We start from the raw sequence: 24,221 nt of genomic DNA on the forward strand, positions 1-24,221 counted from the left end.
GCTAGCGGGAAGCCTCACAGATGAAGGCCGACGCCGATCGTCCGATCCGCACGATCACGACGCTCAGTGCACGCGAGCCCTTGAGCTTGAGCCGTGGACGCAGCACTGCCGGGTCCACGTCGACTCCTCGCACCAAAATTTCGGCCACACCGCAGTCCCGCTTGGACAGTGTCTGTTTGAGCAGTTTCTCCGAGTACTTGATCTGCTCGAGGATCCGGAATCCGCGAACTCCCTCAGGGACGCTGTCACCGGTCAGATAAGCGATGCGTGGATCGAGCTGCCAGAGGCCGTGTCTGGCCGCGTAGTGGCGCACGAGGCCTGCGCGCACTACCGCTCCGTCCGGGTCGATGATCCACTCCCCCGGAGCTTGCTCCGGAATCACGTCGTCCTCGGCGTCGGTGATCGCCCACCCGCTCCCGTCGGAGCGAAGCACCGAAGCTCGACGCGTGACGCCGGACTCGGCCAGTCCCGTCGACCACAGGCATGCTTCCTTGACGCCGCCGTCGAGCGAGACGACCTCGACTTCCCCGTCCCAGCCCAGATTGTCGAAATCGAGTCCGGGAGCACACTTCACCGCGAGATCACGGCCGGAGTACGCCTCGACGAGGTCCGGTAGCGGCGGCATCAACGCTGCCGGATCGTGAGTGCGGCGACCGCCCGATCGCCGGGCGGGGTCCGCCAGTACGACGGTGTCGCGTGTCGTCGGGCGGAGCGCGTCGGCCCGCAACAACGCTGCGCTCGGCACATTGCGCTGTGCCATCGCCAGGCGAACGGAATCGATGTCGCTGCCGATCACGCGATGCGCAACTCCGGTCAAGGCATGCAGTTCGGCGCCGATTGAGCACGTCACGTCGTGGACGTCGCGCCCGATCAGACGCTGCGCGCGGTGCGCCGCCACAACACCGGGAGTGGCCTGCTGCATCGCGTCGTCCGTGAACAACCACTGATCACTGCCGGGCAGTTTCGAAGCGGCCTTGCGTCGAAGCAGGACGGTGTCCACGAGCGCAGGCATGTGATCACCGAAACGCGTACGCGCCCGGCCGATGTCGGCCAGACGCGTACGCGTGGACAGTTCGAGCTGATCCACCTCGGCCAAGGCAGCTACGCCGGAATCACTTCCGAGATAGTCGACGTCGCCGAGGGTGAAGTCATAACCCAATTCAGTTGCCGGGCTTCACGCCGGTGATCATGACGTTGTAGAAGAATCCGCGAGGAACGACGTGGCGGAGCACCTTCTCGTCGACCCAGCTGAGCGTCTTCCAACCACCGAAAGCGAAACGTCCCCAGCCCCAACCGAGCTTCTCCGGCGGAACAGCTGCTTCGAAGGTACGGACCGGCCATCCGAGAAGCGCCGCGGCGAATTCCTCGGTGGCAGCGTGGACCTGATCGGCTCCCGCGGACTTCGCCATGTTCTCGAGGTCGGTGGGGTCGAACGTGTGGATGTCGACGACTGCTTCGAGCGCTGCTGCGCGAGAGGACTCGTCGAGCTCTTCCTGCGGGCGACGCCAATCTGCCAGGAACGGCAGCTTGGTCACGCGTGTGGTTGCTTCCCACGTCGCGCGGCCGAGCCAGCGGGCGTAGAAGTTACCGACAGTCGTGGGCTCACCGGCGAAGACGAAACGGCCGCCGGGCTTGAGGACACGAAGGACCTCGCGCAGCGACTTCTCGACGTCGGGAATGTGGTGCAGCACGGCGTGGCCGACGACCAGGTCGAAGGTGTTGTCCTCGTACGGAATGGTCTCGGCATCGGCAACACGGCCGTCGACCGGAAGGCCGAGGCTTTCTGCATTGCGCAGTGCGACCTTGACCATGCCGGGCGAGAGGTCGGTGACCGAACCGGTCTTGGCGACTCCACCCTGCATCAGGTTCAGGAGGAAGAATCCGGTGCCGCAACCCAGTTCGAGGGCGCGCTCGTACGGGAGCGGCTGATCGCCCGCGACGGCGTCGAAACGACCACGTGCGTAGTCGATGCAGCGCTCGTCGTACGAGATGGACCACTTGTCGTCGTAGGTTTCGGCTTCCCAGTCGTGGTAGAGCACCTGGGCGAGCTTGGTGTCCTTACGAGCGGCCTCGACCTCTTCGGCCGTGGCGTGCGGCCGCGGCGCGGGGTCGACTACCGAGGTGTCGGTAGCGGCGGGCGGCGTGACGGTTGCGTCGTCATTCGGGCTGGCTGTCATGGCGGCTATCCTACTCGCTGGTAAGAGATGAACAAGTTCTAGTTTAGGGGAGCCTACTCGCCCGTGAACTCGGCCTTGCCCGGACCGTTGGCGATGAACGACTCCATGCCGATCGCCTGATCCTTGGTCGCGAACAATCCGGCGAACAGATGCTGCTCGATCTTGAGCCCGGATTCCAGGTCGGTGTTCAGACCCTCGTCGATGGCTGCCTTGGCAGCAGCCAACGCACGTGACGCTCCCCCGACGAACTGCGAGGCCCACGTGCGAGCGGCGGTGTACACGTCGTCGGGAGCGACGACCTCGTCGACCAAACCGATGGCCAACGCCTCGTCAGCCCCGACGAAACGGCCGGTGAAGACCAGATCCTTGGCCTTGGCCGGTCCGATCAGACGAGCCAGGCGCTGCGTTCCGCCGCCACCGGGAATGATTCCGAGCAGAATCTCCGGAACTCCGAGCTTGGCGTTGTCTCCGACGATCCGGCGATCGGCCGAGAGTGCAACTTCGAGTCCGCCACCGAGTGCGTATCCGGTGATCGCGGCAACGGTCGGCTTCGGGATGGACGCCACGGCGCCGAGTCCGGCCTGCATGCCACCGATGGCGTCACGGATCTGGCCATAGTCCATCTCGGCCATTTCCTTGACGTCGGCACCGGCTGCGAAGACTTTCTCGCCGCCGTAGACGATGACGGCCTTGACTGCCTTGTCGACGGTCGCAGCGTGTGCGGCAGCAGCCAACTCGTCCTGGACCTGACGGTTCAGAGCGTTCATGGGCGGGCGCGCCAGACGGATGGTGCCGATGCCTTCGGAAACCTCGAGAGTCACAAATTCAGCCATGATCGAGAGGTTACTTTGCCGCCTTGACCGACCACGGATGCGGCCCGGCGACGTAGTAACCGTCCTGATTCGGGAACTCGACGCGCAGAGTCTCCTCGTCGGTGATCAACGTAGGCAGGATGACGGGAATCTCCGGCTCGGCTGCGAGTATCTCCGCCACCGAACTGAACTTGGCCAATTCGGTCAGCTGACTCCACGTCGGCGGCAACAGGATGCTGCCACCCTCCCGCCAATGCGCCAGCGCGTCCCGCGGGCTCTGCCAACGCACCTCGGCGGCCTCGGAGGTGACCCCGTCCGCGATCTGTCCGGTCGGTGACGCTGCGACGAAGAAGCGCGTGTCGTAGCGGCGGGTCTCGCCCACCGGCGTGATCCAGTTCGCCCACGGCCGCAGCAGATCCGTTCGCAGGACCAGGTTCTCCTTCTTCAGGAAATCGCTGAACGACAGCTCGTGCTTTTCGAGAGCTACTCGGTCCTGTGCGTAGCCGGCCGTGTCCGCGACGACGGTGTCCGCGGTCGGTCCGGCGAGCAGAACGCCGCACTCCTCGAACGTTTCCCGCACCGCAGCCAAGACGAGAGCCTTCGCCCGAGCCACATCCGTGCTGAACCGCTCGGCCCACCACTCGACCGACGGTCCGGCCCACTCGACCTCTGCCGTCGCATCGGACTTGTCGACGCCTCCGCCGGGGAAGACCGTCATGCCCCCGGCAAACGCCATCCCCTGTACTCGTTGAAGCAGGAAGATCTCGATCCCGGATTCGGCATCGCGCACCAAGATGACGGTCGACGCATCCTTGGGCTCGGGGACAGCGTTTGCATTCTCGTTAGCCATGCTTCGCGAACCTACGCGATCTGTGATCTGGGCCGCATTTCAGGTCCCACTGAAGCTCACGCGCGATGAGCCCCGGACGGCCTCGCACGTCGTGCGAAGTATCTGCCGTCCGCCTTGTCGAGGCTGATGGACTGGCTGAATGCCGCGCTCAGATTTTCGGCGGTGATGACGTCGTCCAGAAGGCCCTGAGAGACGACCTCCCCTTCCTTGAGAAGGAGTGCGTGAGTGAATCCTGGCGGAATTTCCTCGACGTGATGGGTGATCAGCACGGTAGCCGGGGCGTCCGGATCGGCAGCCAGTTCGGCGAGTCTGGCCACAAGTTCCTCACGGCCACCGAGATCTAGCCCGGCGGCGGGCTCGTCCAGGAGAAGTAGTTCGGGATCGGTCATCAAGGCTCGCGCGATGAGGACGCGCTTGCGCTCGCCTTCGGAAAGCGTCCCGTACGTGCGATCCGCCAGGTGCTCGGCGCCGAGGCTTTCGAGCATCTCCACAGCGCGCGAGGTGTCCATGGATTCGTACTCCTCGCGCCACCGACCGAGAACGGCGTAGCCCGCCGACACGACTAGGTCGCTGACCTTCTCGTCGCCGGGCACGCGGTTCGCCAACGACGACGAGGACAAACCGATTCGCGGGCGCAACTCGTTGACGTCGACCTTGCCGAGAACTTCGCCAAGGAGGTGGGCAGAACCACTGGTCGGGAAAGTCTCACCGGCCGCGATGCGCAGCAGCGAGGTCTTGCCGGCACCGTTGGGTCCGAGCACCACCCATCGCTCGTCCAGCTCCACTTTCCAGGTGACGGGCCCCACCAGAGTGGACCCTCCCCGACGGATGAGTACGTTGTCGAAATCGATGAGCAGATCTGGATCAGGTAGCGGCACCCGAACATCTTCCCGCACATTCTCCGGCCGTTCACGGCAGGATCATCTTGCGTGTCGCCTCTCATCGAAACTCGCACCCCGACGCCCGGGTCTCCGTTCCCACTCGGCGCCAACATCGTGGACTCCGGAACCCAGTTCGCGGTCCACGCACCAGCTGCGTCGAGCGTCCAGATCTGCCTGATCGACCAGGACGGAAACGAAGATCGCGTCGAACTCCGGCAACACACGTACGGAATCTGGCACGGGATCATCGCCGCGATCGGTGCGGGGCAGCGATACGGAATTCGGGCAAGCGGCCCGTGGAATCCGCGCGCCGGACTGAGACTGAACCCACACAAGCTGCTCATCGATCCGTGGGCGTGCCGCATCGAGGGGGAACTCGGTGACCACCGTGCCCTCCTGTCGTACGCCGACGATCCTTTCGGCGACCCGTCTACCCTCGACTCGCTCGGCCACGTGCCGCTGTCCGTGGTGACTCCCGGCCTCGTGCCCGCCGGAGCCCGCCTCGAGACGCCGTGGGAGGAAAGCGTGATCTACGAACTGCATGTGGGCGCGTACACCGCCAGTCATCCAGGAGTACCCGCCGCCCACCGCGGAACGTACCTCGGCCTGACGGCACCGGCCGTGATCGATCACCTCGTCTCACTCGGCGTCACCGCCGTGGAACTGCTTCCCGTACAGGCGTTTCTGACCGAACAGAGCGTCCGCGAGCGAGGGATGCGCAACCACTGGGGATACTCGACGGCGTCGTACTTCGCCCCGCATCCCGGATACGCGGCAACTCCGGGCGGCGAAGTCACCGAGTTCCGGATCATGGTCGACGGACTACACGCGGCAGGCATCGAGGTCATCCTCGACGTCGTCTACAACCACACCTGCGAGCAGAGTGTCGACGGAATCAGCGTCAGCTGGCGAGGTTTGGACGGCCCCGGCTACTACCTTCTCGACGGCGACGGCCGCGACATCGACCTGACCGGGTGCGGCAATACGGTCGACGCCTGCTCCCCCATCGCCGTCCGCATGATCACTGACAGCCTCCGTTACTGGGCCACCGAAATGGGTGTCGACGGCTTCCGATTCGATCTCGCGAGCGCGTTGGGTAGGCCGCGCGGCGGCGGCTTCGACCAGCGGGCGTCCATCTTGTCGGCCATCTCCTCCGATCCGGTACTGACCCGGTGCAAGCTCATCGCCGAACCGTGGGATGCCACTGCCGACGGTTACCAGGTCGGAAACTTCGGACTCCAATGGTCGGAATGGAACGACAAGTACCGCAGCACTATTCGCCAGTTCTGGAACGGCGGCTCCAGCGTCCGGAAGGTCGCGTCGCGCCTCGCCGGTTCCGAGGACATCTTTGCCGGCAGCGGCCGTCGCCCATGGGCGTCGATCAACTTCGTCACAGCGCACGACGGGTTCACCGCCGCCGATCTGGTCGCGTACAACCACAAGCACAACGAAGCCAACGGTGAAGACAATCGTGACGGCGCCGATCACAACGATTCGTTCAACCACGGAATCGAAGGCCCCAGCACCGATCCCGAGATTCAGGACGCCAGGGCACGTCATGTACGGGCGCTACTGGCCACGCTCGTGCTGTCGACAGGCACACCGATGCTCTCCGCCGGAGACGAGTTCGGCCACAGTCTCGGCGGAAACAACAACGCGTATTGTGTTCCCACACTTGCCTCCCCAGCCGATTCGTGGGCGCTGGACTGGACGGCGGCCGATCAGTCGTTGGTGCAGTTCGTCTCCCGAGCGTTCGGATTACGCCGAGCGGCACCGGCGTTGCGTCAGCCCGAATTCTTCGAAGGCAGAAGAAGACTGGAGCACCCGGACCTCGTCTGGTTCGACGCTGCCGGCGTCGAGTTCGACGACACCGCATGGTACGACGAGAGTCACCGAACGCTGCAGGCCTGGATCGACGGAGCCGACGTTCGGTCTCACACTCGGACCGGGCGCCCACTCGGTGACGACAGTTGGCTCCTGATCCTGCATTCCGGTGGACCGGTTCAGGTCACCGTCGGCACTCCGGAATGGTTCGACGGCACATTGACTGCATCGTTCGATTCGGCGTCACCGACCGGCGAACCTGCCTCCACGGCCGAAGTTCCCGTCGGCACGGAGATCTCATTGACCGGACCCACGGTCTTGGCCTTACGTTCCGTGACACGTCCGCCGGTAACCGCTGCTGTCATGGAATCCGGCAGCACCTTGATCAGTAATTGAATCGTCGGCCCGATCCCGAAGGCGTACAACACTGTTCCGACGCCAACCGTTCCACCGAGGAGCCATCCGGTAGCGAGGACCGCGATTTCGATGCTGGTACGCACGAGCCTGACCGACAAGCCGGTGCGCGCCACCAGTCCTGTCATCAACCCGTCGCGGGGACCCGGCCCCATGCCTGCCCCGATGTAGAGAACGCTGGCCAGTCCGTTGAGGAGGATTCCCGCGACCATGATCGCGGCGCGAACTGGCATGGAATCAAAGACCGGCAAGAAGGCCAGTGAAGTATCCACCGAGATTGCAATGACCACGACATTGGCGACCGTGCCGAACCCTGGCCGCTGACGGATCGGAATCCAGAGCAGCAGTACCACCGCACCGGTAATCGCAGTGATCACGCCGAAACTGAGCGAAACATGCTCGGCCACGCCCTGATGGAACACATCCCAGGGGTCCAGTCCGAGGCCGGCTGTGATCATCATGGCCATCGAGAAGCCGTACAACCACAGACCAACGAACAGCGAGGCGAATCTCCGTATCAACACTCGACCATCTTGAAGGCCACTGGACTGTTCATCCATAGCCAAGTTGTCGATACTGGACTGGTCGGTTAGGTCTCTACGGAACCGCGATGACTGTCATGGAGCCTGGTGCCACTTCCGTGAAGCCCGCATCACGAACCGCGACAGCCTCCGACCGCTTCAATCGGTCTACTGCCTCGGCCCACTGTTTCGGACTTGCGTCGCGTACCGAGCAGCGAAAGTCGTTCTGCGCCCATACCCAGCACTGTTTCTCGGACATGGCCGCTGCCAACAACATCGAGGCATGCCCTACCTGTGCCGACGCCTTGCCTACCGTCATCTCGAGCTCCGAGTCGATCCACAGCACCGGAAGACCGGGCTCGGGCTGGCCAGGCTCGTCGTGCTCCAGGTCGGTGCCACCGATCTGCAACTTCTTGATTCGCGGGTCCAGTTCTCCGACCGGCCCGGGAACCAGAGCCCGCGCCTGGGCGCCATCCACGTCGACGGTGATTCCCGGTACCTCTTGCGCGGCGAGCCATTGGGCTCCACGCGCTCGGCGAGACACTTTCCGGATCCGGGCACCCACCCACGCCGAATAGTCCTCGTGCCACGGGCCGGGCTCCCCGTCTTCGGTGAACCCGACGCGTTCGTCCAGGCACAGCGCCACTGCCGCCGTTGCGGCGGCCTCGAGCAGTGCAGTGCGCTTCGGCGGGTCTGCCTTCGGGATGTGGAGAATGATCGGCATCGCCAACACCAGTGCCGGATCCGCGGGATCGTCTCGCCCACCGTACCCAGCGGCCAACACCGCGTGGCGCTCGCGCCAGCGAGAATCGGGATCGGAACTGACTGCTGGATCGGAACTCATGGAATCGGTACGCGTCGTACGCCACCGTCGACGGCGTCCGCAGCCTCGACCTCGTCGCGGGTCACACCGAGAATGAACAGCACAGCATCGAGGAAGGGATGCGACAAAGCCGCGTCCGCGACCTCCCGCAACGCGGGCTTGGCGTTGAACGCCACACCCAGTCCCGCGGCGTTGAGCATGTCGATGTCGTTGGCACCGTCACCGACGGCGACGGTCTGTTCCATCGGCACACCGACCTGATCGGCGAACTTGCGCAACGCGACGGCCTTCGCAGCGCGGTCGACGATTTCACCGATCACACGTCCGGTCAGCTTGCCGTCGACGATCTCGAGGGTGTTGGCGTGCACGAAGTCCAGTTCGAGTTCGTGTGCGAGGCCTTCGATGACCTGGCGGAAACCGCCGGACACCACACCGCAGTGGAATCCGAGGCGGCGCAGGGTGCGGATCGTGGTGCGCGCCCCCGGCGTCAGTTCGATGCTCTCTGCCACCTCGTCGATGACGGAGGCGTCGAGACCGGCCAGTGTCGCCACACGCTGGTGCAGTGATTCGGTGAAGTCGATCTCGCCGCGCATCGCAGCTTCGGTGACGGCGCGGACCTCGTCCTCGACACCGGCCTTCGCGGCGAGCATCTCGATGACCTCGCCCTGAACGAGCGTCGAGTCCACGTCGAACACGATCAGACGCTTGGCCCGGCGAGCCAGTCCTGCGCGCTCGACTGCGATGTCGACGTTTTCGAGAGCGGCGACCTCGGCGAGTCCGGTACGAAGCTTCGCGTCGCCGTCGACAGTATCGGCTGCGCTGACGCTGAGTTCGAGGCCGGTGACCGGATAGTCGGCGACACCACGGATGGAGTCGATATTGGCGCCCTGCTTCGCGAGTTCGCGTGCCACCGAGCGCATTGCGCGGGCATTGACGGGGCTGCCGAGAACAACGACCGCGTGAGTGGACACTGCAGGTCGACCTGGATCGGCACCGATTTCGATGTCGACGTTCATTCCGACCGTCGCCATCGCCTGTTCGAGCTCTTCCTGAAGGGCTTCGGGATCGTTCGGGCAGGCCACCATGACGCCGAGTGTCAGTCGACCTCGAATCACCACCTGCTCCACGTCGAGTAGACGCACATCGTGCCGCGACAGCGCCGCGAACAGTACCGAGGTGACGCCAGGGCGGTCCGGCCCGGTCACAGTCACCAGAACAGTGGTGTCAGAGGCACCCACCGAAAACTCCGATCGTTTCTTCGTTCGCGTCTTGATCGTCACTATTGTGCCAAGCGAAAGGCCCCACCCGTTACTCGGGCGGGGCCTTCGCTGATTACTTCAGTGTGTTACTTCGCTCAGGAGCGGCTGTCGGTACCGGGGTCGCCTTCGTCCCCGACTGTGAGCGGCTCGTGACGAGCATCTTCGAGCACGGTGCTGGCGTTCTTCCCACCGTGACCGGGGCCGACGTGCGCTTCTGCGCGCATCCGCTCCACCATGTGCGGGTAGTGCAGCTCGAAGGCCGGACGCTCGCTGCGGATGCGCGGCAACTCGGTGAAGTTGTGACGCGGCGGCGGGCAAGTTGTCGCCCACTCGAGCGAGTTTCCGTAGCCCCACGGATCGTCGACGGTGACCACTTCGCCGTAGCGGTAACTCTTGAAGACGTTCCAGATGAACGGGAGCGTCGAGGCACCGAGTACGAACGCGAAGATCGTGGACACCGAGTTCAGAACCGTGAACCCGTCCGAGGGCAGGTAGTCGGCGTAACGACGCGGCATACCTTCGGCACCGAGCCAGTGCTGGACGAGGAACGTGCCGTGGAAGCCGACGAACGTGGTCCAGAAGTGCCACTTGCCGAGGCGCTCGTCCATCATGCGGCCGGTCATCTTCGGGAACCAGAAGTAGATACCGGCGTACGTGGCGAACACGACCGTACCGAAGACCACGTAGTGGAAGTGGGCGACGACGAAGTAGCTGTCCGTGACGTGGAAGTCGAGCGGCGGGCTCGCGAGGATGACGCCCGACAGACCACCGAAGAGGAAGGTGATCAGGAAGCCGATCGAGAACAGCATCGGCGATTCGAAGGTCAATTGCCCCTTCCACATCGTTCCGATCCAGTTGAAGATCTTCACACCTGTCGGCACAGCGATCAGGAATGTCATGAACGAGAAGTACGGCAGGAGAACAGCGCCTGTTGCGTACATGTGGTGAGCCCACACAGCGATCGACAGAGCGGCGATGGCCAACGTTGCGTACACCAGGCCGCTGTAGCCGAAGATCGGCTTACGGCTGAAGACCGGGAAGATCTCCGAGACGATGCCGAAGAACGGCAGCGCGATGATGTACACCTCGGGGTGACCGAAGAACCAGAACAGGTGCTGCCACAGGAGCACACCGCCCGTTGCCGGGTCGAATATGTGTCCACCGAGATGGCGGTCGACGAACAGGCCCATGAATGCAGCGGTCAGCAGTGGGAACGCCAGCAGGATCAGGATGCTGGTGATGAAGATGTTCCAGGTGAAGATCGGCATGCGGAACATGGTCATACCGGGTGCGCGCAGGCAAATCACGGTGGTGACCATGTTGACGCCACCGAGGATGGTGCCGAGGCCGGCGACAGCCAGACCCAAGACCCACAGGTCGGCACCGACGCCGGGGCTGTGCAGCGCGCTGGTCAGCGGCGTGTATGCCGTCCAACCGAAGTCTGCTGCGCCACCGGGCGTGACGAAACCGGCCGTCGTGATGATCGCGCCGAACAGGTACAGCCAGTAGCTGAACGCGTTCAGACGCGGGAACGCGACGTCAGGTGCACCAATCTGGAGCGGAAGAATGTAGTTCGCGAAGCCGAAGACGATCGGGGTCGCGTACAGCAGCAGCATGATCGTGCCGTGCATGGTGAACAGCTGGTTGAACTGTTCGTTGGAAAGGAACTGCATGCCGGGTACAGCAAGTTCGGCACGCATCATCAGTGCCATGAGGCCACCGATGAGGAAGAAGGCGATGGAAGTCGCCAAGTACATGATTCCGAGCACCTTGGGATCGGTGGTCGTGATCATCTTGAAAATGAATGAGCCCTTGGGTCCCTGCCGCGGCGGGTAAGGCCTGGCCGGCGCTATCGTGGGGACTGGCTGGGGCGCTACGGCAGTCACTGATCCTCCTGAATGTGCCTTTGGTCGCTCCGCAGACTCCGTCAAAGAGCCCTTGGTTGCGCCCGCAGGGTCCGTCGCCCGGGCTGCGGACAACGGCTTCTGGCTTGCGCTCATCGAATCGTAGACCGTGACTCCGAGGCACCGCGACCCGGTCCTACTCTGCGTCGTACTCGAGCATCCGTTTTTGGGGGCACCAAACGAACGACCTGCGGTTTATGTTCCCTCGGGAGTCCGAACCCACATCCGAATCGGCGTGTCGTACCCGTCGAAGAATTCGGCCGGTGTCCGTTTTCGGCCATCTCCTCCACTGATAAGGTCACCCTCGCCTAACTCACCTCAGGAGTATTCAGTGAAATTCTTTCCCCGCCGCGCCGCGCTGGTAGCCGTCGCAGCCTCGATCGCCTTGGTCGTTCCAGCCTGCTCGAGTAACGACGAGCCCGCTGCAACCACCACCTCGACCGAGTCGGGCGCATTCCCCCGCACGATCGAACACTTCCGTGGAAGCACCGAAATCCCGGCAGCACCCCAGCGGATCGTCGCGCTCGACAACAGCTTCACCGACGCCGTCCTTCTCCTCGAATCCCCGCTCGTCGGCTACGTCGACTACCGCGAGCCCGGTCTGCCCGACTACCTCGGATCCTCCCGGGAGGAATTCGCCGCGGACGCCGTCTCGGTCGGCACGGTCAGCAGTGCAAGCCTCGAGAAGATCGCCGCACTGCAGCCGGACCTCATCATCTCCGCCGAGGTCCGCGACGGGAAGAACTACGAACAACTGTCCGCAATCGCACCCACCGTCTTCACTCAGACGACCGGCCCGACGTGGAAGGACAACATCCGCCTGGTCGGTCAAGCGCTGGGCAAGGAGTCACTGGCCGAGGCGAAGATCACCGAGTACGAAACCCGCGCAGCCACCGTCGGCAAGGAAATCAACGAGAAGGCGAACAACCCGGTCATCTCGGTAGTCCGATTCGCCGGTGAACCGACGGCACGCCTCTACCGCACCACCTCGTTCAGCGGCATCGTCCTTCAGGACGCCGGATTGAAGCGCCCGAACAACCAGGGACCTGACCCCGCCGATGCCGGAAACATCATGATGAAGATCAGCCCCGAGCTGATCAACGAAGCCGACGCGGACGTCATCTTCATCAGCACCTGGCAAGACGCCGAGGGCAAGAGCGCCGAAGCTGCGAAGCCGTTCCTCGAGAGCCCGCTGTGGCAGACCCTTCGAGGACGCAAGGTCGACGTGGACGATTCACGTTGGATGTCGCCGGTCAGCATCCAGGGCGCCCACATGATCCTCGACGACCTCTCGGACACGTTCGAGGTGGACAAGCAGAACAGCTGAGTCGAACAGCTAACCTGAACGGCGCCCGCTCACACAGGAAGCCGTCGACTTGTCTGTTCTCTCACGCACGTCTGTTCTCTCACACACGACCGCCCGCACGTCCATTCGTCGTGTCTCGATCCTGGGGATCGCTGCCACGATGCTCGTCCTCGGTGGTTGCTCGTCCGGCTCGTCGGACGATCCCGCGAGCACTATCGTCCGGACCACTACGTCGATCGCCGGTGCCGGCGTGATGGGTATCGAACGCGACACCGCCACCGCGTGCCCGACGCCGACGCAAGCCGACCCGGGAGCGGGCCCCGGGGTGAAGCGTCGAGTCGTACACACTGCGGGTGAAACTGAGGTTCCTTCCGATCCCCAACGGATCGTGGTCCTCGACAGCGTCTCGATGGACGCCGTGTGCGCCCTCGGTCTGTGGGAGCGGGTAGTGGGCGCCGCGACCGGTGTCGACTCGCCTCAACCGTCGTACCTCGGTTTCGGCATCTCGGAGATTCCGAGCGTCGGCCCCGTGAGCGCACCCGACGTCAACGCCGTGAAGGCCGCCGCGCCGGACTTGATCCTCGGGTCCAGTCCGGCGTCCGACGGTTTGTACGGGCAACTCGACGCCATTGCCCCCACCGTGTTCGCCGGCTCGGATCCCGTGTACTGGAAAGCGCAGTTCGCCCTCGCCGGCCAGGCACTTGGCCGTTCGTCCGCGGCTGCGACGGAGCTGGACCGCTACCAGCAGGACGTCGTGCAGCTCGGCGACGCATTGAATGCATCACAGACGCAGGCATCAGTGGTTCGGTTCGGTTCGAAGGACCTGCAGATCGAGGGTCCCGCATCCTTCGCCGGACAGATCCTCAGCGACGTCGGCGTCCGGCGCCCACCGGCGCAGCGATTGACCGATGCGACCACAGCACCGATTCCGGCCGACGATCTCAGCGCCGCCGAAGGTGACTTGATCTACGTACTCTTCGGCGGGCCGAACGGCCGTACCTACGGCACCGAGATCATGAAGAGCGACCAGTGGCAGGACCTCGCCGCCGCCACCGACCGGCGTGTGTTCGTCGCTGAAGACGAAATCTGGAACGGAAACGGGATGACTGCCGCCCGTGCCGTATTGGCGGACTTGAAGGGAACCTTGAACGGATATGCGAGCTGACTGGAACGAACCACTACTCCCACATGCGAGGCGGCTCGCCACAACTGTGACGGTCGGGTTCTGATCATGCCGATCCCGGAATTCATTGTCGCTTTGCGCGAGAAGGTCGGTCATGCGCCGCTCTGGCTGTCCGGCGTGAGCGTCGTGATCCGCGACGACGACGGCCGGGTCCTGCTCACCCGCCGCGCCGACAACAGTCAGTGGGCCGTCGTGTCCGGCGTTCTCGAGCCCGGCGAGGAACCGTCGGCGGCGGCGGTGCGGGAGGCGAAGGAAGAAACCGGCGTCGACGCCGAATTGATTCGGATCACGAGTGTCGATGTCACAGAACCCATTACGTACCCCAATGGTGACGTGACTCAGTACCTCGACGTCTGCTTCCTGGCCAGGTGGACCGGCGGAGATGCACACGTGGCGGACGACGAAAACCTCGAGGTCGCGTGGTTCGCGCCGAGCGAATTGCCTTCAGACATGACGGAAACCTCGCGTCTGCGCCTCGCAAAAGCATTGCTGGACAAGCCGGAAGCGTGGTTTCTGCGCTGACCCACTCCCCCATCGACGACCGAAGCCCGATTCCCGCGTGTGCAGGAGTCGGGCTTCGTTGGGTGCAGGGTCGCTCTAGAAATCCCAGTCGTCGTCTTCGGTGTTGACGGCTTTGCCGATGACGTAGGAGCTTCCCGAGCCGGAGAAGAAGTCGTGATTCTCGTCCGCATTCGGTGAAAGTGCCGACAGGATAGCCGGATTGACGTCCGTCTCGTCCTTCGGGAAGAGGCCTTCGTAGCCGAGATTGTTGAGCGCCTTGTTGGCGTTGTAGCGCAGGAACTTCTTGACATCCTCGGTCAGGCCGACGCCGTCGTAGAGGTCCTGCGTGTAGTCGACCTCGTTCTCGTAGAGCTCGAAGAGCAGCTCGAACGTGTAGTTCTTGAGCTCTTCACGCTCGGCCTCGGTGAGCTGTTCGAGGCCCTTCTGGTACTTGTAGCCGATGTAGTACCCGTGCACGGCCTCGTCGCGGATGATGAGGCGGATGAGGTCTGCGGTGTTGGTGAGCTTGGCTCGCGAGGACCAGTACATCGGCAGGTAGAAGCCGGAGTAGAAGAGGAAGCTCTCGAGGAGCGTCGAGGCGACCTTGCGCTTGAGCGGCGACTCGCCGTTGTAGTAGTCGAGAACGATCTGCGCCTTGCGCTGCAGGTTGGGGTTCTCCTCCGACCAGCGGAACGCGTCGTCGATGTCCGGGGTGGAGCACAGCGTCGAGAAGATCGAGCTGTAACTCTTCGCGTGCACCGATTCCATGAAGGCGATGTTGGTGTACACCGCTTCTTCGTGGGGAGTGATCGCGTCCGGGATGAGGCTGACGGCGCCGACCGTTCCCTGGATGGTGTCGAGCAGCGTCAGGCCCGTGAAGACGCGCATGGTGAGCTGCTGCTCCTGCGCGGTCAGCGTTCCCCAGGACGGGATGTCGTTGGAGACCGGCACCTTTTCGGGCAGCCAGAAATTGCTGACGAGGCGATCCCATACCTCGGCGTCCTTCTCGTCCTGGACGCGATTCCAGTTGATGGCGGAAACGCGACTGACCAGCTTGACCATAATTCCTACCTAGCGAGAGAGATACTGCCGAATGTTGGCTTGCCTGAACACTACCCGTTGTGTCGGGTCCGCGATGCCAACACAACAACATGTGTCGCACGCGCCCCTCCACGAGTACAAAAAATGTGATATCAATTAAATATCACTTACCGATGGAAAGCGAGTCCCGCATGACCAGCACACCCACCGTGGCCGAGAAACCGACCGGAGTCGCCACCACAACGATCGCCGAACGCCCAGGCTGGGACCTGTCCGGCAGCTGGATGCTCCTCGGCGGCGTACTTCTCTTCCTGGCCGGAATCGCGCTGTCCGTCGTTGGCGGAGTTCTGGGACTCTTCGCCCTGATTCCGGTCGGTGTGGTGCTGTTCATCGCGTCACTCCCCCTGCTGATGGGCCTGACCTTGGTGCAACCGAATCAAGCCCGAGTCCTTCAACTCCTGGGAAGCTCGTACAGCGGCACCCTGCGCACGCCGGGCCTGCGATGGACAAATCCGCTGACGGTCCGTCGATCGATCTCGACGCGCATACGAAACCACGAGACCGGTCAGGCGAAAGTGAACGACGCCGACGGAAATCCCATCGAGATCTCGGCGGTGGTCGTCTGGCAAGTTGCCGACACAGCGCTCGCCTCATTCCAGGTGGACGACTACGAGGAGTTCGTCTCGGTGCAGACCGAGGCGGCAGTCCGCCATATCGCCGGCAGCTACCCGTACGACGCCGAAGGCCGAGTCTCGTTGCGCGAGAACGCCGATATCATCACCACCACCTTGTCGGAGGAGGTTCACGCCCGCGTGCGTGCGGCGGGTGTCGAAGTTATCGAGACACGCATCAACAGGCTCTCGTATGCACCCGAGATCGCCAGCGCAATGCTTCGGCGCCAGCAAGCGGGTGCAGTGATCGCCGCCCGCAAGCAAATCGTCGAAGGCGCGGTGTCCATGGTCGACATGGCACTCAAGCAGCTCGAGGAAAGGCACGTCGTCGAACTCGACGAGGAACGCAAGGCCACAATGATCAGTAACCTTCTGGTCGTGCTGTGCGGCGACCGCGACGCACAACCGGTGCTGAACACCGGTTCGCTCTACCAGTAAAGGAAAGGCCACATGGCCACGGATCCAGCTCCGAGATCGGAGCGTAAGAAGATCCTGCTTCGGTTGGACCCAGCGGTGCACGACGCTCTTGCCCGCTGGGCCGCCGACGATCTCCGAAGTACCAACGCCCAGATCGAGTTTCTCCTTCGGTGCGCACTCACCGAGCACGGTCGAATGCCGAAGAACGCCAGCAAGATGCACGGTCCAGGCCGCCCGCCCTCGTAGCAATCGAATGATCCCCGATTCGCATTTTCGCTACGGAAGAGCACAAACGCGATGGGTGGGCGGGGAACAGTCGCCCCGCCCACCGTCATCACTTAGACACGCTGCCGCATCGTGCCGCGAGGATTTCCATCACCATTTCGGCTGGTGACAAACCTTCCGGTCGAACTCGATCGAGTCACCGCTATGGCATTCGATGTTCCGTTGCCAACCGATTCACGGACCGTCGTTGCAGGCCAACGCGCAGCAGCTGCGTTGCTGATGAATCGGCCCGAGATGGTGCTGCGATTTACTTTTCCGGTCATTGCCAGTGCCTCCTAAAGGCTCTGCCCCGACCGAGCTCGTCCCACGAACAGGAACGATTCGAAACTCGTATAAGCTGAAGACCTCTTCCAGAGGTGCCTCGCTTGTCGGGGCGTGAGGGGCTCGATCGTTGACGCGATCGAGCCCCTCGTTTTCTCTGCTCCGTAGATGATTCCGTCGCAGGAAATCTTGTGTGCGACCTACAGCATGCAGGAAACGCAGCCCTCGACCTCGGTGCCTTCGAGTGCCATCTGACGCAGACGGATGTAGTACAGCGTCTTGATGCCCTTACGCCACGCGTAGATCTGCGCCTTGTTGATGTCGCGGGTGGTGGCGGTGTCCTTGAAGAACAGCGTCAGCGACAGGCCCTGGTCGACGTGTTGCGTTGCCGCAGCATAGGTGTCGACGATCTTCTCGTACCCGATTTCGTAGGCATCCTGGTAGTACTCCAGGTTGTCGTTGGTCAGGTAGGGCGCCGGGTAGTAGACGCGACCGATCTTGCCTTCCTTGCGGATCTCGATCTTCGACGCCACCGGGTGGATGGAGCTGGTGGAGTAGTTGATGTACGAGATCGAGCCGGTCGGCGGGACGGCCTGAAGGTTCTGGTTGTAGATACCGTGCTTCTGAACCGAAGCCTTCAGCTCACGCCAGTCGTCCTGGGTGGGGATGTGCAGCTTCGCATCGGCGAAGAGTCCGCGAACCTTGTCGGTTGCCGGCTCCCAGACCTGGTCGGTGTACTTGTCGAAGAATTCACCCGAGGCGTACTTCGACTCCGGGAAACCCTTGAAGTACGAGCCGCGCTCGATGGCGATCTTGTTCGACGCACGCAGTGCGTGGAACAGCACGGTGTAGAAGTAGATGTTCGTGAAGTCGATGCCTTCTTCGCTGCCGTAGAAGATCCGCTCACGAGCGAGGTATCCGTGCAGGTTCATCTGACCGAGGCCGATGGCGTGAGAGTCGTTGTTGCCCTGCTCGATCGATGGCACCGAGTAGATGTGTGTCTGGTCGGACACTGCCGTCAATCCGCGGATCGACACTTCGATGGTCTTGGCGAAGTCGGGCGAGTCCATGGTCTTCGCGATGTTCAGCGAACCCAGGTTGCAGGAGATGTCCTTGCCGACCTTCGAGTAGGACAGGTCGTCGTTGAACAGTGAAGGCGTCGAAACCTGCAGGATCTCCGAGCACAGGTTCGAGTGAGTGATCTTGCCTTCGATCGGGTTTGCCCGGTTCACCGTGTCCTCGAACATGATGTAGGGGTAGCCCGATTCGAACTGCAATTCGGCGACGGTCTGGAAGAACTCGCGAGCCTTGATCTTGGACTTGCGAATTCGCTTGTCGTCGACCATCTCGTAGTACTTCTCGGAGACGTTGATGTCGGAGAACGGAACTCCGTAGATGCGCTCGACGTCGTACGGCGAGAACAGGTACATGTCCTCGTTCTTCTTCGCCAGTTCGAAAGTGATGTCCGGGATCACGACGCCGAGAGAGAGCGTCTTGATGCGGATCTTCTCGTCGGCGTTCTCACGCTTGGTGTCGAGGAAGCGGTAGATGTCGGGGTGGTGCGCATGCAGGTACACGGCGCCGGCGCCCTGACGCGCACCCAACTGGTTGGCGTAGGAGAACGAGTCCTCGAGAAGCTTCATGATCGGGATGACACCCGAACTCTGGTTCTCGATCTTCTTGATCGGTGCGCCGTGCTCACGAACATTGGTGAGCAGCAAGGCAACTCCGCCACCACGCTTGGACAGCTGCAGTGCCGAGTTGATGGAGCGACCGATGGACTCCATGTTGTCTTCGATACGAAGCAGGAAGCAGGACACGGGCTCACCGCGCTGCTTCTTGCCCGAGTTCAGGAACGTCGGGGTGGCGGGCTGGAAGCGTCCGGCGATGATCTCGTCGACGAGTTCGACGGCCAGGTCTTCGTTGCCTGCGGCCAGGGTGAGCGCAACCATGCAGACACGATCTTCGAAACGCTCGAGGTAGCGCTTACCGTCGAAGGTCTTGAGCGTGTAGGAGGTGTAGTACTTGAATGCACCCAGGAACGTCGGGAAGCGGAACTTCTTGGCGTACGCGTGATCGATCAGGAACTTCACGAAAGTACGTGAGTACTGATCGAGAACCTCGGGCTCGTAATAGTTTTCCTCGACGAGGTAGTCCAGCTTCTCGTCGAGGTTGTGGAAGAACACGGTGTTCTGGTTGACGTGCTGCAAGAAGTACTGACGGGCTGCAGCGACATCCATCTCGAACTGGATCTCACCGTTGGCGCCGTACAGGTTGAGCATGGCATTGAGTGCGTGGTAGTCGAGACCGTTGGTGGAATCGCCGCCGCGTGCATCACGCTCTACGCTTCCTGCCGCGATCGTGTCAGTGATGGTTGGCGCCACTGCCCGTGCTCCTTCTCTGTTTCGAGATGATTCCAGAACTCCCCCAAGCCTTCTCGTACTCGGTCGACATCCTCGGCAGTGCCCATGAGTTCGAACCGGTACAGAAAAGGAACGTGGCATTTCTGGGAAATGATGTTTCCTGCATAGCAAAAGGACTCACCGAAATTGGTGTTTCCCGCCGCGATCACTGCTCTGATCAACGACCTGTTGTGTGGATTGTTCAAAAAACGAATGACCGGCTTCGGCACATAACTGGTGTCGCGCCCTGTCACGGTGACCCCGCCACCATAGGTGGGCAGAATCAGCACATAGGGCTCGTTTACACGAAATGAGCCGTCACGGTCATGGATAGGTATACGTGTCGCAGGCAGGCCGAGACGTTGAACGAATCGGTGGGTGTTCTCCGACACGCTGGAAAAATAGACCAGCGAAGTCATCGGTTGTCACCATTTTCTTGTACGGTGCCCGGAACTACTCAGATGTGTCGGCGGAGGTGTCCACCGCCGACACTGCGGCGCTTCAAGCAGCGACGGTCAGGGTCTTGATGCGATCGGGACGGAAACCCGACCAGTGATCTTCACCGGCAACCACGATGGGCGCCTGGAGGTACCCGAGAGCCATGACGTAGTCGCGGGCTTCGGCATCCTCGGTGATGTCGATGATGTTGTATTCGAGACCGGCCTTGTCGAGGGCGCGGTAGGTGGCATTGCACTGAACGCAAGCGGGCTTGGTGTAGACGGTGATGCTCATGAGAGTCCCTCTTTCGCTTAGCCAACAAAGGCCGATGTAGTGATGTTCAGCACCGATTCGACCGATTGCCGGAGTCTCGCTCGAGGCGTTCCGCGTTGTGGTCTCTCAGTGCTCAAGACACTACACCTAGTGGCCGACAGAAACACATAACGCGAGATGTTGTGAGTCACATCGTTGAAATTCCCAGGTAGCCCCAGTTCAGCGCACACATCTTCCGGCGCGTCGGCGTGTCGCCCGTCACATTTCGGTCGCAGGCCTGACAGCATCTGAAAACCACTACTCGGACCTACCATGAGCGTCGTGGAAACACCCCCGAAGGACGAAGCTCCGCGCCACCAGGCAACCGTGACGAGAACGCAGAAGGTGACACCTAAGATGCGCAGAATCACCTTCGGCGGTGCGGGCCTGAGCGACTTCGAGACGAGCGGGAGCCCCGACGAACGGGTGCTCGTCAGATTCCCCCTCGACCCCCCTCACGCCCGTAGTTACACGGTCCGGCGCTGGCAGCCCTCGAAGAACGAACTGGAGATCGACTTCGTTCTCCACGGCCACGGCGGAGCTGCGCTCTGGGCCGAGAATGCGCAACCGGGCGAGACCGTCCATCTTTCGACTGCGAGCGGGTGGTTCAAGCCGCCGGCAGAGTGCGACTGGCTGCTACTCGTCGCCGATCACGCCGCACTGCCTGCGATCGGGCGGATCTTGGAAGAAGCACCCGACGGTCTACCGATCCACGTCATTGCACAGGTGCCCGCGCCGAGCGAACAGCAGACGTTCACGACGCGCGCCGCCGCTAACTACCGATGGATCGACGAAGCAGACTCACTGCTCGCCGAATTGGCTGCCATTCCCCTGCCTCCCGGCGAGGGCTACATCTGGTGCGCAGTCGAGGCCGCGACCGCCAGACGCATCCGCGCCCATCTGCGTCGAACATGGGAAATCCCGGCACCCCGCATGCACGTGATGGGTTACTGGCGGGAGGACAAGGAGAACTGGGAGCGTCGGTACGCCGTCGTCGCCGATCGTATCGATGCCGCGATGGGCGAAGCGATGATGGCCGGCAAGGATTTCGAGTCGGTTCGCGACGCCGTCGACGACGCTATGGAACGCGAAGGGCTTTAGCGCACAGATGGGCGTGACTCGCATACGAGTGAGGGCCATACCTTCCGGCATGGCCCTCACTCGTGAAACGGATTACGCGTTGACGAGCTGCTTGCTGGCGTCGACGAGGTCGGAGACGACCTTGGAGACCTGAGCGAGCACCTCTGCGTTCTCACGCGGGTGCAGCTCACCGAACAGTGCGCCGGTTCCACCGATGCTCAGTGCGGTGTCCTCGACGACCTTGCCGCCGGCGATGCGGACTGCCTTGGTGGTGTCTTCGTGTGCCCACTTGGCGCCGTTACCGCTGGGCGAAGCGCTGATGACTGCGACAGCCTTGTCCTTGACTGCACCGACACCGTACGGACGCGAGATCCAGTCGATGGCGTTCTTCAGAACAGCGGGGATGGTGCCGTTGTATTCGGGGGTGACGAGCAGGAACGCGTCAGCGTCGCTCGCAGCGGCGCGCAGTGCGTCGACAGCGGGAATGGAAGCACCCTCGACGTCGATGTCTTCGTTGTAGAAGGGGACGTCGGCGAGGCCTTCGAAGACCGTCAGCGTTGCACCCTCGGGTGCGGCGGACACAGCCGTCTCGGCAAGCTGGCGATTGACGGATCCGGCGCGCAGGCTGCCGACGAGAACGAGAACATTGGTCTGTGACATAACGAGATTCCTTCGAGAGTGGTGCGGTTGGTGGCTCCGGTTGAAAGTTATATCAACTAAACGGACCGCGGTCCACTTACATTCCCCGGCCCTGTAACCTGATCCCGTGAGCGCAATCCCCCTCCCCCAGATCGGCGCCGTACCCGTCGAGCGCGGTGACGCAGCACGTAACCGCGTACTTCTGCTCGACGCCGCAGCCCTCCTCGTCGCCGAGCGAGGTGTCGACGCGGTCACGATGGATGCCGTCGCGTGCCGGGCCGGTGTGGGCAAGGGCACAGTTTTTCGGCGCTTCGGCAATCGATCGGGACTGATGCAGGCACTGCTCGATCACACCGAGCGAGAACTGCAGCAGGCATTCATGTTCGGCCCCCCACCGTTGGGTCCTGGCGCGCCGCCGATCGAGCGCCTCATCGCGTTCGGACGAGCCCGGATCGCCATGGTGGAAGTACAGGGCGAAGTCCTCCGAGCGGCGGAAAACGCTCCTGAATACCGCTTCGGCGGTCCGGCACGAGCACTCGGCATCGCTCACGTCATCGGACTTCTTCGAGGAGCCGGCGTCGAGGGCGACCTCGATCTGCTCGCTTCAGCGCTGTTGGCACCACTCGAAGCGTCGCTTGTCCTTCATCAGGTGCGCGATCTCGGGATGACCACCGAGCGCCTGGCCGCCGGCTGGGAAGACCTTGCCCGGCGCGTTACTCGATGTTGACTCCCCAGATCCGTCCCACCACTTAATGTGAGCCCATGCGCATCGCAGCTGCCGTCATCGGCCTCCTGACCATCGCCGCGGTAAGCGGTTGCTCCGCTTCGTCCGACTCCCCCGAGGACAAGACGGACCCCTCCGGCCGCGTCTTCATCTCGACCTCCGTCGACGGAACACAAATTCCCGGCGGCGGCCCGCTGACTCTCGATTTCAGCCAAGCGGGTCGAGTGTCCGCGAGCGCCGGATGCAACACGGCAAACGGCTCGATCGAGTTCACCGACGGCAAGCTGACCACCGGCACCATGGCATCGACCATGATGGGCTGCCCTCCCGGCATCGCCGAATCCGACACCTGGACAACAACATTGCTGACCTCCGCGCCGACGTGGAGCCTCGACGGCGACACCCTCACCCTGACATCGGACGACGCCACAGTGACTCTGCAGGACAAGAAGATCGTCACGCCGGATCGAGCGCTCCAGGGCACGACGTGGACCGTCACGTCGCTCATCAGTCCCGATGCGATCAGTACGAGCCTGGCTCTGGAGACGTCAGCTCCCGAACTCACTATTGCCGCAGACGGTTCTGTCAACGGAACCACCGGATGCAATCGCATGACCGGAAGCGCCCAGGTATCCGACACCACAGTCACGTTCACGCCGATGGCAACCACGCGAATGGCCTGCCCCGAGGAGAACATGGACATCGAGCGTCAGATCCTGGCAGTACTCGACGGTGAAGTGAGCTACACCGTCGACGCCGACACACTGACCCTGCGCAAGCCCGACAACACCGGATTGATACTGACTGCGCAGGCTTGACCAGACGCTGCAGGCTCGATCAGACGTTGTCGAGCAGCCAGCGCCCCAATTCGCGGGCGCTGGCATCGATCATCGCGGGCCAGTCCAAGGCCGAGTCGTCCGCGTGATCGCTGACATGTTTGACGAGTCGGCAGCTAGCACCCGCAGCCTGCGCGGCGAATGCGATGGCAAACCCCTCCATGTCGACCAGATCGGCTCGCTGAGCGAGAGCGTCCCGGGTCGCAGTGTCGGCGATGAATGCGTCGCCGGTCGCCAACACCGAGTCGTCACCGCCGGCGAGCACCAAACGGTCCGCGACGTCGTGCCCCAGCGCTCGGATCGCGGTGCTGCTGATGTCGTGATTGATGACAACCCCGGGAACATAGAGGCCACCGTGGTGCGCGTGCAGCGCACCGGCGGTCCCGATGTTGACGACCAGCGGCAGATTCTCCCGCTCGTACCGCGCGAGAGCAGAGGCGACTGCTGTTGCAGCACTGACCTTTCCAATCCCCGTGATCAGCAGTTCGTATCCTTGCGGCACGTATGCCGCTTCCGACTTCGTCGCACTGACCACCAGAACGTTGTTCGCACTCATGTGCGCGACCGTACCGCCCCGGATACGGTGGCACTGCACGCGCCTGCTCACATCGCTAGAGTCCATTCATGGCCACACTGCGTGAAAGCATCATCGAAGAACTC

At 62.7% G+C, this 24,221-nt stretch carries 24 protein-coding genes and 1 pseudogene; 10 read left to right on the forward strand and 15 right to left on the reverse strand.

Going from position 1 to position 24,221, the window contains the following annotated elements; genetic code table 11:
• Window position 1: 1 nt before the first annotated feature.
• From B0E55_RS27775 to B0E55_RS27795, 5 genes are read right to left on the reverse strand one after another with little or no spacing between them, the layout of a single operon-like run.
• Window positions 2-1,159: a THUMP-like domain-containing protein gene (locus B0E55_RS27775; RefSeq protein WP_080910887.1), complete on the reverse strand. Its 1,158-nt coding sequence runs from the start codon at window positions 1,157-1,159 to the stop codon at window positions 2-4.
• 1 nt (window position 1,160) lies between these two features.
• Window positions 1,161-2,177: a class I SAM-dependent methyltransferase gene (locus tag B0E55_RS27780; protein ID WP_003944733.1), complete on the reverse strand. Its 1,017-nt coding sequence runs from the start codon at window positions 2,175-2,177 to the stop codon at window positions 1,161-1,163.
• A 53-nt stretch (window positions 2,178-2,230) separates the two neighbouring features.
• A complete protein-coding gene (locus B0E55_RS27785) occupies window positions 2,231-3,010 on the reverse strand; it encodes an enoyl-CoA hydratase/isomerase family protein (protein ID WP_003944701.1) in 780 nt (259 codons plus the stop codon).
• A 10-nt stretch (window positions 3,011-3,020) separates the two neighbouring features.
• A complete protein-coding gene (locus B0E55_RS27790) occupies window positions 3,021-3,839 on the reverse strand; it encodes an NUDIX hydrolase (protein ID WP_080910888.1) in 819 nt (272 codons plus the stop codon).
• Window positions 3,840-3,895: 56 nt separating this feature from the next.
• A complete protein-coding gene (locus B0E55_RS27795) occupies window positions 3,896-4,717 on the reverse strand; it encodes an ABC transporter ATP-binding protein (protein WP_003944728.1) in 822 nt (273 codons plus the stop codon).
• Window positions 4,718-4,768: 51 nt separating this feature from the next.
• Here B0E55_RS27795 and glgX point away from each other — a divergent pair.
• Window positions 4,769-6,811 (forward strand): annotated as a pseudogene (gene glgX, locus B0E55_RS27800) (glycogen debranching protein GlgX); the annotation flags it as partial.
• On the opposite strand, the gene yczE reads toward glgX, so the two are convergent.
• From yczE to ctaD, 4 genes are all read right to left on the reverse strand, one after another.
• Window positions 6,724-7,518, reverse strand: coding sequence for a membrane protein YczE (yczE, locus tag B0E55_RS31990; protein WP_029255092.1), 795 nt, complete (start codon window positions 7,516-7,518; stop codon window positions 6,724-6,726). The pseudogene glgX and the gene yczE overlap by 88 nt on opposite strands.
• A 37-nt stretch (window positions 7,519-7,555) precedes the next feature.
• Window positions 7,556-8,323: a peptidyl-tRNA hydrolase gene (locus B0E55_RS27810; protein ID WP_080910890.1), complete on the reverse strand. Its 768-nt coding sequence runs from the start codon at window positions 8,321-8,323 to the stop codon at window positions 7,556-7,558.
• On the reverse strand, window positions 8,320-9,540 hold the full coding sequence (gene serB / locus B0E55_RS27815) for a phosphoserine phosphatase SerB (protein WP_020969288.1): 1,221 nt from the start codon (window positions 9,538-9,540) through the stop codon (window positions 8,320-8,322). Before serB ends, B0E55_RS27810 begins: the two co-directional genes overlap by 4 nt.
• A gap of 116 nt (window positions 9,541-9,656) precedes the next feature.
• Window positions 9,657-11,447: an aa3-type cytochrome oxidase subunit I gene (gene ctaD, locus B0E55_RS27820; protein WP_020907234.1), complete on the reverse strand. Its 1,791-nt coding sequence runs from the start codon at window positions 11,445-11,447 to the stop codon at window positions 9,657-9,659.
• Window positions 11,448-11,796: 349 nt separating this feature from the next.
• On the opposite strand from ctaD, the gene B0E55_RS27825 reads away from it, so the two are divergent.
• From B0E55_RS27825 to B0E55_RS27835, 3 genes are all read left to right on the forward strand, one after another.
• Window positions 11,797-12,792, forward strand: coding sequence for an ABC transporter substrate-binding protein (locus tag B0E55_RS27825; RefSeq protein WP_080910891.1), 996 nt, complete (start codon window positions 11,797-11,799; stop codon window positions 12,790-12,792).
• Window positions 12,793-12,841: 49 nt separating this feature from the next.
• Window positions 12,842-13,936, forward strand: a complete 1,095-nt coding sequence (locus B0E55_RS27830) for an iron-siderophore ABC transporter substrate-binding protein (protein ID WP_080910892.1) — start codon at window positions 12,842-12,844, stop codon at window positions 13,934-13,936.
• Window positions 13,937-14,002: 66 nt separating this feature from the next.
• Complete coding sequence (locus tag B0E55_RS27835; protein ID WP_080910893.1) at window positions 14,003-14,476, forward strand: NUDIX hydrolase; 474 nt, start codon at window positions 14,003-14,005, stop codon at window positions 14,474-14,476.
• Between the two features lie 75 nt (window positions 14,477-14,551).
• Here the strand turns inward: B0E55_RS27835 and nrdF are convergent, their stop codons facing one another.
• Window positions 14,552-15,517, reverse strand: coding sequence for a class 1b ribonucleoside-diphosphate reductase subunit beta (gene nrdF / locus B0E55_RS27840; RefSeq protein WP_003944744.1), 966 nt, complete (start codon window positions 15,515-15,517; stop codon window positions 14,552-14,554).
• A gap of 170 nt (window positions 15,518-15,687) precedes the next feature.
• On the opposite strand from nrdF, the gene B0E55_RS27845 reads away from it, so the two are divergent.
• The 3 genes from B0E55_RS27845 to B0E55_RS31725 all read left to right on the forward strand — a co-directional run bounded on the left by B0E55_RS27845 (window position 15,688) and on the right by B0E55_RS31725 (window position 17,148).
• On the forward strand, window positions 15,688-16,605 hold the full coding sequence (locus B0E55_RS27845) for an SPFH domain-containing protein (protein WP_080910894.1): 918 nt from the start codon (window positions 15,688-15,690) through the stop codon (window positions 16,603-16,605).
• A gap of 12 nt (window positions 16,606-16,617) precedes the next feature.
• Window positions 16,618-16,830 carry a hypothetical protein gene (locus B0E55_RS27850; protein WP_080910895.1) on the forward strand — a complete coding sequence of 71 codons (213 nt, stop codon included), beginning with the start codon at window positions 16,618-16,620 and terminating at the stop codon, window positions 16,828-16,830.
• Window positions 16,831-16,974: 144 nt separating this feature from the next.
• Window positions 16,975-17,148 (forward strand): hypothetical protein, encoded by a 174-nt coding sequence (locus B0E55_RS31725; RefSeq protein WP_155250626.1) that lies wholly within the window; start codon window positions 16,975-16,977, stop codon window positions 17,146-17,148.
• A gap of 182 nt (window positions 17,149-17,330) precedes the next feature.
• Here the strand turns inward: B0E55_RS31725 and nrdE are convergent, their stop codons facing one another.
• The 3 genes from nrdE to nrdH all read right to left on the reverse strand — a co-directional run bounded on the left by nrdE (window position 17,331) and on the right by nrdH (window position 20,264).
• Window positions 17,331-19,514 (reverse strand): class 1b ribonucleoside-diphosphate reductase subunit alpha, encoded by a 2,184-nt coding sequence (gene nrdE, locus B0E55_RS27860; protein ID WP_029255087.1) that lies wholly within the window; start codon window positions 19,512-19,514, stop codon window positions 17,331-17,333.
• On the reverse strand, window positions 19,472-19,951 hold the full coding sequence (gene nrdI / locus B0E55_RS27865) for a class Ib ribonucleoside-diphosphate reductase assembly flavoprotein NrdI (protein WP_019747887.1): 480 nt from the start codon (window positions 19,949-19,951) through the stop codon (window positions 19,472-19,474). Before nrdI ends, nrdE begins: the two co-directional genes overlap by 43 nt.
• 82 nt (window positions 19,952-20,033) lie before the next feature.
• Window positions 20,034-20,264: a glutaredoxin-like protein NrdH gene (nrdH, locus tag B0E55_RS27870; protein WP_019747886.1), complete on the reverse strand. Its 231-nt coding sequence runs from the start codon at window positions 20,262-20,264 to the stop codon at window positions 20,034-20,036.
• Window positions 20,265-20,555: 291 nt separating this feature from the next.
• Here nrdH and B0E55_RS27875 point away from each other — a divergent pair, with 291 nt between their 5' ends.
• Entirely contained in the window at window positions 20,556-21,383 is an 828-nt protein-coding gene (locus tag B0E55_RS27875) for a siderophore-interacting protein (protein ID WP_080910897.1), read from the forward strand.
• Between the two features lie 72 nt (window positions 21,384-21,455).
• On the opposite strand, the gene B0E55_RS27880 is transcribed toward B0E55_RS27875, so the two are convergent.
• Complete coding sequence (locus B0E55_RS27880) at window positions 21,456-22,022, reverse strand: NAD(P)H-dependent oxidoreductase (protein ID WP_019747884.1); 567 nt, start codon at window positions 22,020-22,022, stop codon at window positions 21,456-21,458.
• 106 nt (window positions 22,023-22,128) lie between these two features.
• On the opposite strand from B0E55_RS27880, the gene B0E55_RS27885 reads away from it, so the two are divergent.
• Both B0E55_RS27885 and B0E55_RS27890 read left to right on the forward strand, forming a co-directional pair.
• The gene (locus B0E55_RS27885) at window positions 22,129-22,728 is read left to right on the forward strand and encodes a TetR/AcrR family transcriptional regulator (protein ID WP_019747883.1); all 600 of its coding nucleotides are present in this window, start codon (window positions 22,129-22,131) and stop codon (window positions 22,726-22,728) included.
• Window positions 22,729-22,763: 35 nt separating this feature from the next.
• Entirely contained in the window at window positions 22,764-23,543 is a 780-nt protein-coding gene (locus B0E55_RS27890) for an META domain-containing protein (protein ID WP_046378369.1), read from the forward strand.
• A 19-nt stretch (window positions 23,544-23,562) separates the two neighbouring features.
• Here the strand turns inward: B0E55_RS27890 and B0E55_RS27895 are convergent, their stop codons facing one another.
• The gene (locus B0E55_RS27895) at window positions 23,563-24,117 is read right to left on the reverse strand and encodes a nucleosidase (RefSeq protein ID WP_080910898.1); all 555 of its coding nucleotides are present in this window, start codon (window positions 24,115-24,117) and stop codon (window positions 23,563-23,565) included.
• Between the last annotated feature and the right edge of the window lie 104 nt (window positions 24,118-24,221).

Source organism: Rhodococcus sp. 66b, assembly GCF_002076325.1.
GTDB classification, from domain to species: domain Bacteria; phylum Actinomycetota; class Actinomycetes; order Mycobacteriales; family Mycobacteriaceae; genus Rhodococcus_F; species Rhodococcus_F erythropolis.